8 protein-coding genes are annotated in these 9,327 nt (G+C 75.3%); 3 read left to right on the top strand and 5 right to left on the bottom strand.

Features of this window, described 5'->3' with window-relative positions:
* Positions 1-1,416, bottom strand: a 1,416-nt coding sequence (locus AB0O29_RS32725; RefSeq protein WP_365159097.1) for an SNF2 helicase-associated domain-containing protein, incomplete at its 3' end; no start/stop codon positions are given.
* Between the two features lie 374 nt (positions 1,417-1,790).
* Here AB0O29_RS32725 and AB0O29_RS32720 point away from each other — a divergent pair.
* Positions 1,791-2,051, top strand: a complete 261-nt coding sequence (locus AB0O29_RS32720; protein ID WP_365159094.1) for a DUF6343 family protein — start codon at positions 1,791-1,793, stop codon at positions 2,049-2,051.
* A 307-nt stretch (positions 2,052-2,358) separates the two neighbouring features.
* Here the strand turns inward: AB0O29_RS32720 and AB0O29_RS32715 are convergent, their stop codons facing one another.
* The 4 genes from AB0O29_RS32715 to rpsA all read right to left on the bottom strand — a co-directional run bounded on the left by AB0O29_RS32715 (position 2,359) and on the right by rpsA (position 6,524).
* Positions 2,359-2,766, bottom strand: coding sequence for a tetratricopeptide repeat protein (locus AB0O29_RS32715; protein WP_365159091.1), 408 nt, complete (start codon positions 2,764-2,766; stop codon positions 2,359-2,361).
* 395 nt (positions 2,767-3,161) lie between these two features.
* Entirely contained in the window at positions 3,162-3,785 is a 624-nt protein-coding gene (gene coaE / locus AB0O29_RS32710) for a dephospho-CoA kinase (RefSeq protein WP_365159087.1), read from the bottom strand.
* Between the two features lie 64 nt (positions 3,786-3,849).
* A complete protein-coding gene (locus AB0O29_RS32705; protein WP_365159084.1) occupies positions 3,850-4,788 on the bottom strand; it encodes a PAC2 family protein in 939 nt (312 codons plus the stop codon).
* Between the two features lie 221 nt (positions 4,789-5,009).
* The gene (gene rpsA, locus AB0O29_RS32700) at positions 5,010-6,524 is read right to left on the bottom strand and encodes a 30S ribosomal protein S1 (protein ID WP_042812805.1); all 1,515 of its coding nucleotides are present in this window, start codon (positions 6,522-6,524) and stop codon (positions 5,010-5,012) included.
* A gap of 372 nt (positions 6,525-6,896) precedes the next feature.
* On the opposite strand from rpsA, the gene AB0O29_RS32695 reads away from it, so the two are divergent.
* Both AB0O29_RS32695 and AB0O29_RS32690 read left to right on the top strand, forming a co-directional pair.
* On the top strand, positions 6,897-7,742 hold the full coding sequence (locus AB0O29_RS32695; protein ID WP_365159082.1) for a class I SAM-dependent methyltransferase: 846 nt from the start codon (positions 6,897-6,899) through the stop codon (positions 7,740-7,742).
* A 4-nt stretch (positions 7,743-7,746) separates the two neighbouring features.
* Positions 7,747-9,327: DEAD/DEAH box helicase (locus AB0O29_RS32690; protein WP_365159079.1), on the top strand; the 1,581-nt coding region annotated here is incomplete at its 3' end.

Genomic DNA, 9,327 nt, shown 5'->3' with positions numbered 1-9,327 from the left:
CACCGGGGCTGTGACCGGGGCGAGCTCACCCGTCAGCCGGTCCCGCAGCGCCGCGAGCGCGCCCACGGGGACCGCCTCCACCGGCTCCCCGTCGACCTCGGCCGTCCCCGTCAGGACGGTGGCCAGCGCGTCCACCGGGTCCAGGAGCCCCAGCTCCCGCTTGCGCGCCTTGCACACGAGCTCGGGATCGACCCGCACCCACTGGTCGCGCAGCCGCACCACCGGCCGGTGGGCCTGCGCGAGGGCGTCCATCTCCGAGGGGGTGAGCCGGTCCCCGCCCAGCGCGAGCTCCCAGGAGAACGCGAACAGCCCGGCGGCGTCGAAGAAGGCGGTGCCGTCGGTGGCGGAGCCGGGCGCGGCCTGCCGGACGACGGCGGTCGCGGTCAGGGTGCGGGCGAGCTCGCGCGGCCAGTGCACCAGGACCCCGGCCCGCTCCAGCCGCGTCGCGGCGGTGCCGAGGAGGTCTTCGAGCTCGGGGTCGGACAGGGCGAGGGCGTCGGGCACGGGCTGGTCGAGCAGGCGCAGCAGCGGCGGCCAGACCCGGCCGGCCCGGCGCAGGGCGAGGACGGCGTCGATCCGGGCGCGCGGCCCGAACCCGCTCGCGGCGGCCCCGGCCCACAGCGCCGCGGCGTCCGTCACCAGGGTCGGATCGGCGAGGCTGTGCACCTGGACCACGGCGGATCCGGCGCGGCGGACCTCCTCCGGCTCCGCCTCGTCGAAGAGCCGGAAGGCGGACAGGTCGAGCCGCAGGGAGACCCCCACCCCGGCGTCGGCGCCGGCGGCGACCTGCGCGGCCCACTCCGCTATCCCGGGCACCGGCTGCGGCTCCGCCGCGGCGAACGGGAGCCCGGCGGCGAAGGGCGCGGCGGGGGTGCGGGGCAGGGTGTCGGCGACGGCGTCGAGGAAGGCGCGGACCAGGGCCTGCGGCTCCGGCAGGGCCGTCGGGCGGCGCCCGGGGAGCGGGGTGGCGTACCCCTCGTGGGGAAGGGCGGCGGCGACGGCACGCAGGTACGCCACGTCGTCGGCGTCGAGCGGGTCGGCCCGCCAGGCGTCGGTCCCCTCCGGGGTGAGCCCGGGCAGCAGCCGGCCCCGGGCGGCGAGGACCAGTGCCTGCACGGCAGCGGTGCCCCAGGCCCGGGTGGCGGGGTGGGCGGCCGGGCTGTGGGCCGCCCGGGCCAGCAGGGGCAGGGCCTCGGCCACGGGCAGGGTCACGGCGGGCACGGTGCGGGTGCGGACGCCGGGGCCGGAGCCGTGGGGGCGCACCACCCGCAGCGGCTGCGGGGTGCCGGCGCCCTCGGGCAGCGGCTCCCCGTCGGGGCACCAGAAGGCCACGCGGCCCTCGCGGGGGACGGGGGCGGGGAGGAACACGGCGGCCCTGCGCAGCAGCGGCTGCCATGGCGACGGCGGCACGGTCACGGGTCCCCCTCCCTGGTCTCCAGCTCCGGCTCCGGCTCCGCCCGGTCGTGGCGGAGCCCATGCCGCCGAGTCTAGGCGGGGGCACTGACAATGTCGCTGACCTGGGCTTATGAGGGTCCGGCCGGGGTCGCACCGGGGGCTGGCGCTGCGCGGGCCGGTCCCGGTGCCTGGCGCTGCGCGGGGCGTTCCCGGGGGCGCTGCGCGGGGCGTTCCCCTACCCACCCTTCCACCGTTCCCCGGGGCTCCACCCCGGACCCCGCGCCTCAAACGCCGGCGGGGCTATCGGGGGCTGGGCCGGAGGGGTCGTGGGGGGTCGGGCCCCGAGGGGGCCGGTGGGAGTATGGAAGGGAGGTCTCCGTCAGGGGGCGATGGCCATGCGTACCGGAAACGAACCCCTGACCGCCCGCAGCCCGCTGCGGCTGCGGTTCTGGCTCAGTCTGTGGGGGCTGGTGTGGGCCGCCGCCGGGGCGGCCGCGTTCTCACTGGCCGGACGGCCCGGGTGGGCCGCGGCCTGCGCGGCGCTGGCGGTGCTGGCCGCGGTGGACCTGGCGGTCGTGGTCCGGCACATCCATCAGGGCCCGCACTACCAGCCGGGCCCGGACGTGCCCCCGTACGAGCCCCCGCGCCACCGCTGACGGCACCCGGCCGGGGCACCGACCCCGGCCGCCGCCGCCAGGGGCTCAGCCCTCGGCCGCCGTCGGGGGGCCCAGCCCTCAGCTGCCGCCGGGGGGCTCAGCTCTCGGCCGTCGCCGCGGGGGCTCAGCCCTCGGCCGCCATCGGGGGCTCAGCCCTCAGCCGCCGCCGCGGGGGCTCAACCCTCGGCCCCCATCGTGGGGCCCAGCCTTCGGCCGCCGTCAGGGGGCTCGGCCCTCGGCTGCCGCCGGGGGGGGCTCAACCCTCGGCCCCCATCGTGGGGCCCAGCCCTCAGCCGCCGCCGGGGGCTCAGCCCTCGAAGCGGGCCGCCGCCAGGTATTCGGGCTGCGGGTCGAGGGCGGCGGCGAGCCGGAAGTGCCGGCGGGCCTGCTCGTGCCGGCCGGAGCGCTCGTGGGTGCGGGCCAGCGCGAAGTGGGCGAAGGCGTTGTCGGGCTCGCGCTCCAGGACCAGCTCGAACTCCAGCTGCGCGGGCCGCAGCTGCGCCGCCGCGAAGAAGGCCCGGGCGCGCAGCAGCCGGGCCGCGGTGTTCTCGGGGTGGGCGGCTATGACGGAGTCGAGCAGCCGGACCGCGCCGCGCGGGTCCCGGGCCGCGAGGAGCTGCTCGGCTGCCCGGTAGTCGATGACGTGCGTCTCGGGAGTCGGGGGGCCGGAGGGCTCCGGCGGGGACGGCGGTGTGGGCGTGGTGTTGTCGGGCACGATGTGTCTCCTTCCCTCTGCGCACGCCGTCAACGCGCGTCCGCGCCAGGGTTGTTCCCCGTCACCCGACGACCGCACCCGGTGAACGCCGCCCCGGTCACTCCGGCAGCGGCCTGCCCACACCGCGCGGTGGCCGCCTCCACCACTCCACCGCAACTCCGCGAACGCCCCGCGTAACTCTGCGGGCGGCGCGGCCCGCGCCAACCCGACCCCGCACCGGAGGCCGCCTCTGCCACCCCGCCACAACTCCGCGGCCGGCGCGGCCCGTGCCAAACCCGGCCGGCCCGACACCAGAGGCCGCCCCCGTCACCCCGCCACAACTCCGCGAACGCCCCGCGCAACCGTGCGGGCGGCACGGCCCGCGCCAACCCGACCCCACACCGATGACCGCCCCGTCACTCCGCGGGCGACGCCTCCGCGCGGGCCGCCGCGCGCTCCGCCAGGCGTTGCCAGAGGTCGCGGACCTGGGGTTCCAGCGCGGTCAGCGGGCCGTCGTTGTCGATCACCAGGGTGGCCACCGCCAGCCGCTGTTCCCGGGTGGCCTGTGCGGCCATGCGGGCGCGGGCCTCCTCCTCCGTCATCCCGCGCAGTGCGGTCAGCCGGGTCAGCTGGGTCTCCGGTGCGGCGTCCACGACGACGACCAGGTCGTACAGCGGGGCGAGGCCGTTCTCCGTGAGGAGCGGTACGTCGTGCACCACGATCGCGTCAGGGCCCGCCGCCCGCTCCAGCTCGGCGGAGCGGGCGCCGACCAGCGGGTGGACGATCGCGTTGAGGGTGCGGAGCTTCTCGGGGTCGGCGAAGACGACCGCCCCCAGCTTCGGCCGGTCCAGCGTCCCCTCACCGGTCAGCACGGACCGGCCGAAGGCCTCCACCACGGCCGCGAGGCCGGGCGTGCCGGGCTCCACGACCTCCCGTGCGATCCGGTCGGCGTCCACGACGACCGCCCCGTACCCCGCCAGCAGCCGCGAGACCTCGCTCTTGCCGGCACCAATTCCGCCTGTCAGGCCCACCTTCAGCATGCCGAGCACCCTAGCGCGCGGTCCCGGCGGGCCCCACCCCGTCCCCCCGGCTACGGGTTACGGGCTACCCCTCGCCCTCGCGCTCCGCGAGGAACCGCTCGAACTCGCGGCCGATCTCATCGGCCGTGGGGATCTCGGCCGGTTCGGCGATCATGTTGCCGCGGGTCTCGGCCCCGGCGGCGGCGTCGTACTGGTGCTCCAGGCCCTGGACCAGGCTGACGAGCTCCTCGTCGCCCTCGCGGATCTGGCGGTCGATCTCCGTCTGGGTGCGGTGCGCCTCGGTGCGCAGGGCGTGCGCGACGGCCGGCAGGACCAGCCCGGTCGCGGCCGTGATCGCCTCCAGCGCGGTCAGCGCCGCGTCCGGGTACGGGGAGCGGGCGACGTAGTGCGGGACGTGCGCCGCGACGCCGAGCACGTCGTGCCCGGCCTGGCCGAGGCGGAACTCGACCAGCGACTCCGCGCTGCCGGGGACCTGCGCCTCGTCGAAGGGGCTGCGGTGCCCGGGCATGAGGTCGGTGCGGTTGCCGTGCGGGGTGATGCCGACGGGCCGGGTGTGCGGAACGCCCATGGGGATGCCGTGGAAGTTGACCGAGAGCCGCACGCCGAGCCGCTCGACGATCTGCCGGACGGCGACGGCGAAGCGCTCCCACTCCACGTCCGGCTCGGGGCCGGAGAGCAGCAGGAAGGGCGCGCCGGTGGCGTCCTGGACGAGGAGGACCTCCAGGCGGGGCTCCTCGAACTCCGTCCAGTGGTCGCGCTGGAAGGTGAGCAGCGGGCGGCGGGCCCGGTAGTCCACCAGCCGGTCGGCGTCGAAGCGGGCCACGACCTGGTGGGGCAGGGTGTCGAGGAGCCGCTCGACGATCTGCTCGCCGGTCTCGCCCGCGTCGATGTACCCCTCGAAGTGGTAGAGCATGACCAGTCCGGCCGAGTCCTGGGCCAGCGCCAGGTCGGCCACCGCCAGACCCTTGGCGTCCCATTCGTACAGACCCTGTGGATCAAGCACCGTCACCACTCCTCCCTCGCGCCGTGTTCTCTGCTGGCAACGTCCAAGGGGGCCCCGCCATTCCCCAGTTGGCCGGATTCACCGGAACGCAACACTCGCCGGGGAGGTCCGGGGAACGCCGCGGGGTCCGGGGAACGCGACGAGGCCCGCCCCCCGAAGGGGACGGGCCTCGTCGTTCAGCTCACTTCACGCCGGAGCGTGGAGCACTCGCTGCGCTGCGATCAGCTCTGGCCGCCGGCCAGCTTCTCGCGGAGCGCGGCCAGGGCCTCGTCGGACGCCAGGGCGCCGGAGGTCTCGTCCGCACCCTCGGAGGAGTAGGAGCCACCGGAGATGCCCGCACCGGCGTTGCCACCGGCGGCCGGGGCGGTCTCGCCCGCGGCGGCAGCGGCCTCGTCGGCCTCGCGGCTCTTGATGACCTGCGCCTGGTGCTGCTCGAAGCGGACCTGCGCCTCGGCGTACTGGCGCTCCCACGTCTCGCGCTGGGTCTCGTAGCCCTCGAGCCAGTCGTTGGTCTCGGGGTCGAAGCCCTCGGGGTAGATGTAGTTGCCCTGGTCGTCGTAAGACGCGGCCATGCCGTACAGGGTCGGGTCGAACTCGACCGACGCCGGGTCGGCACCGAAGGACTCGTTGGCCTGCTTGAGGGACAGCGAGATCCGGCGACGCTCGAGGTCGATGTCGATGACCTTGACGAAGATCTCGTCGTTGACCTGGACGACCTGCTCCGGGATCTCCACGTGGCGCTCGGCCAGCTCGGAGATGTGGACCAGACCCTCGATGCCCTCGTCCACGCGGACGAACGCACCGAACGGAACCAGCTTGGTGACCTTACCCGGGACGACCTGGCCGATCTGGTGGGTCCGGGCGAACTGCTGCCACGGGTCCTCCTGCGTCGCCTTCAGCGACAGGGAGACGCGCTCGCGGTCCATGTCCACGTCGAGAACCTCGACGGTGACCTCCTGGCCGACCTCGACGACCTCGGACGGGTGGTCGATGTGCTTCCAGGACAGCTCGGAGACGTGCACGAGGCCGTCGACGCCGCCCAGGTCCACGAACGCACCGAAGTTGACGATCGAGGAGACGACGCCGGAGCGGACCTGACCCTTCTGCAGGGTGGTGAGGAACGTCTGGCGAACCTCGGACTGGGTCTGCTCGAGCCAGGCGCGGCGGGACAGGACCACGTTGTTGCGGTTCTTGTCCAGCTCGATGATCTTCGCCTCGAGCTCCTTGCCCACGTAGGGCTGGAGGTCGCGGACGCGGCGCATCTCGACGAGAGAGGCCGGGAGGAAGCCGCGGAGGCCGATGTCGAGGATGAGACCACCCTTGACGACCTCGATGACGGTACCGGTGACGATGCCGTCTTCTTCCTTGATCTTCTCGATCGTGCCCCAGGCACGCTCGTACTGAGCGCGCTTCTTGGACAGGATCAGGCGGCCTTCCTTGTCCTCCTTCTGGAGAACCAGGGCCTCGATCTCGTCGCCGACCTTGACGACCTCGTTCGGGTCGACGTCGTGCTTGATCGAGAGCTCGCGGCTCGGGATCACGCCTTCCGTCTTGTAACCGATGTCGAGCAGGACCTCGTCCCGGTCGACCTTCACGATGACGCCGTCGACGATGTCGCCGTCGTTGAAGTACTTGATCGTCTCGTCGATCGCGGCCAGGAAGGCTTCCGCGTTACCGATGTCGTTGACCGCTACCTGCGGAGTGGTGGTGGCGGTGGTCTCGGTGCTGCTCGTCATGTGGGAAAGGGCTCCGGTTACGGACAGAAAGTCGTAGGTACTGCTACGCCGGGAGCCCTTATCGGCATCTGCCGATGAAGCCGGACAGCCAAGGAAGCCCATCCCCGCGAAGGGGTAGGGGCCTCGAAAACCGAGGGGACATTCAACAGATGCAAGCGCAGCCTGCTAGGTCTGAGGAGCACAGGCTCGCAGCGCAACTTGTAGCATACGGGGGCAGCCGGACAGGGTCAATGCGCGAAGGCGCACACCGCGGGCGGATCACCGCATAACCGGCACAATTCATGGGCGGGAACGCCCTGATGAGCGATCCGCACGAATTTTCAGCCGTCCGGGTGCCGTACCGGCCATCCGCAGACTACGACGACGGGCCCCATGAACCAAGAGGACTACGCCCCCGAAGACGCGCCCGGCGAGGACGCCCGCGAGGACGACGCCGAGGCCACCCGGCGCGAGGCCGGGGAGGCCGAGAGCAGCCGCGCCAGCCGCGGCTGGTGGGACCGCAACGCCGACGAGTACCAGAGCGAGCACGGCGCCTTCCTCGGCGACGACCGCTTCGTCTGGGGGCCCGAGGGCCTCGACGAGGAGGAGGCCGCGCTGCTGGGCCCCGCCTCCTCCCTCAAGGGCAAGGACGTCCTGGAGATCGGCGCCGGCGCCGCCCAGTGCTCGCGCTGGCTCGCCGCCCGGGGGGCCCGCCCGGTGGCCCTGGACCTCTCGCACCGCCAGCTCCAGCACGCCCTGCGGATCGGCGGTGAGGTGCCCCTGGTCGAGGCCGACGCCGGCCGGCTGCCCTTCCGCGACGGCTCCTTCGACCTCGCCTGCTCCGCGTACGGGGCGGTCCCCTTCGTCTCCGACCCGGTCAACGTCATGCGCGAGGTGCACCGCGTGCTGCGCCCCGGCGGCCGCTGGGTCTTCTCCGTCACCCACCCCGTCCGCTGGGCCTTCCCCGACGAGCCCGGCCCCGAGGGGCTGTCCGTGTCCGCCTCCTACTTCGACCGGACCCCGTACGTGGAGCAGGACGAGGAGGGCCGCGCCGTGTACGTGGAGCACCACCGCACCCTCGGCGACCGGGTCCGGGACGTGGTCGCGGGCGGCTTCCGGCTGCTGGACCTGGTGGAACCGGAGTGGCCGCGGTGGAACGCCCAGGAGTGGGGCGGCTGGTCCCCGCTGCGCGGCAACCTGATCCCGGGCACGGCGATCTTCGTGTGCGAGAGGGACTGAGCCCTTGAGCCGCCGGTCCGCCCTCGACTCCCTCCCCGTACGCGAGGCCGTGCCCGCCCTGCTGGCGGCGCTGGACGGCCACGGCACAGCCGTGCTGTGCGCCCCGCCGGGCACCGGCAAGACCACGCTGGTCCCGCTGGTGCTGGCCGGGCTGGCCGGCGGGGGCCCGCGGCGGCGGGTGGTGGTCGCCGAGCCCCGGCGGATCGCCGCCCGCGCGGCGGCCCGGCGGATGGCCTGGCTGCTGGGCGAGGCCGTCGGGGGCTCGGTGGGGTTCACGGTGCGCGGGGAGCGCGTCATGGGCCGGGACACCGTCGTGGAGGTGGTGACCACCGGGGTGCTGCTCCAGCGGCTCCAGCGCGACCAGGAGCTGGCCGGAGTGGACGTGGTGGTCCTGGACGAGTGCCACGAGCGGCACCTGGACGCCGACACCGTCGCCGCCTTCCTGCTGGACGTGCGCGAGGCCCTGCGGCCGGAGCTGCGGCTGGTCGCGGCCTCGGCGACCACGGACGCGGCGGGCTGGTCGCGGCTGCTGGGGGACGCGCCGGTGGTGGAGGCGGCCGGGGTCGCGTACCCGGTGGAGACGGTGTGGGCGCCGCCGGCCCGGCCGGTGCGGCCGCCGCACGGGATGCGGGTGGATCCGGCGCAGCTGGCGCACGTGGCGGCGGTGGTCCGGCGGGCCCTGGCGGAACGTTCCGGCGACGTGCTGTGCTTCCTGCCCGGCGTGGGCGAGATCGCCCGGGTGGCCGGGCTGCTGGCCGGGGTGGACGCGGAGGTGCTCCAGGTCCACGGCCGCGCTCCGGCCGCGGTGCAGGACGCGGCGCTGGCCGCCTCGGAGCACCGGCGGGTGATCCTCGCGACGGCGGTCGCGGAGTCGAGCCTGACGGTGCCGGGCGTACGGGTGGTCGTGGACTCGGGGCTGGCCCGTGAGCCGCGCGTGGACCACGCGCGGGGGCTGGGCGCGCTGGCGACCGTACGGGCGTCGCGCGCGGCGGGCCGCCAGCGGGCGGGGCGGGCCGGGCGGGAGGCGCCGGGCGCGGTGTACCGGTGCTGGGCGGAGGCGGAGGACGGGCGGCTGCCGGCCTTCCCCTCCCCCGAGATCCGGATCGCGGACCTGGCGCAGTTCGCGCTCCAGGCCGCCTGCTGGGGCGATCCCGACGCGTCGGGGCTGGCGCTGCTGGATCCGCCGCCGGCCGGGGCGATGGCCGCGGCGCGGGAGGTGCTGTCGGCCGTGGGCGCGGTGGACGCGGCCGGCCGGCCGACCGCGCGGGGGCTGCGGATGGCCCGGCTGGGGCTGCACCCCCGGCTGGCGCGGGCGCTGCTGGACGGTGCGGGGGCGCTGGGCGCGCGGCGGGCGGCGGAGGTGGTGGCGCTGCTGAGCGAGGAGCCGCCGCGCGAATACGGGGACGACCTGGCCGCCGCCTGGCGGCGGGCCCGTCGCGGGGGTGACGCGTACGCGTCCCGCTGGCGGGCGGAGGCCGGCCGCCTGGAGCGGGCGCTGGGCTCCGCCGGGCCCGCGGCTGCCGCTGCGCGGGGCTCCTCCCCCACCCCCCCCCGTGCCGAAACCGGGGGCTCCCCCCCCGCCCCC

It is taken from the genome of Streptomyces sp. NPDC089915, from assembly GCF_040684675.1.
In the GTDB taxonomy this organism is placed as follows: Bacteria; Actinomycetota; Actinomycetes; order Streptomycetales; family Streptomycetaceae; genus Streptomyces.
The sequence above is the reverse complement of the archived record's forward strand: the minus strand, read 5'-3'. Positions and strand labels throughout refer to the sequence as shown.

Coding starts and splice junctions, on each gene's coding strand:
- AB0O29_RS32720 (WP_365159094.1), top strand. CDS start 1,791: ATGCGTACCGGAAACGAACCCCTGACCGCCCGCAGCCCGCTGCGGCTG.
- coaE (WP_365159087.1), bottom strand. CDS start 3,785: ATGCTGAAGGTGGGCCTGACAGGCGGAATTGGTGCCGGCAAGAGCGAG.
- rpsA (WP_042812805.1), bottom strand. CDS start 6,524: ATGACGAGCAGCACCGAGACCACCGCCACCACCACTCCGCAGGTAGCG.
- AB0O29_RS32695 (WP_365159082.1), top strand. CDS start 6,897: ATGAACCAAGAGGACTACGCCCCCGAAGACGCGCCCGGCGAGGACGCC.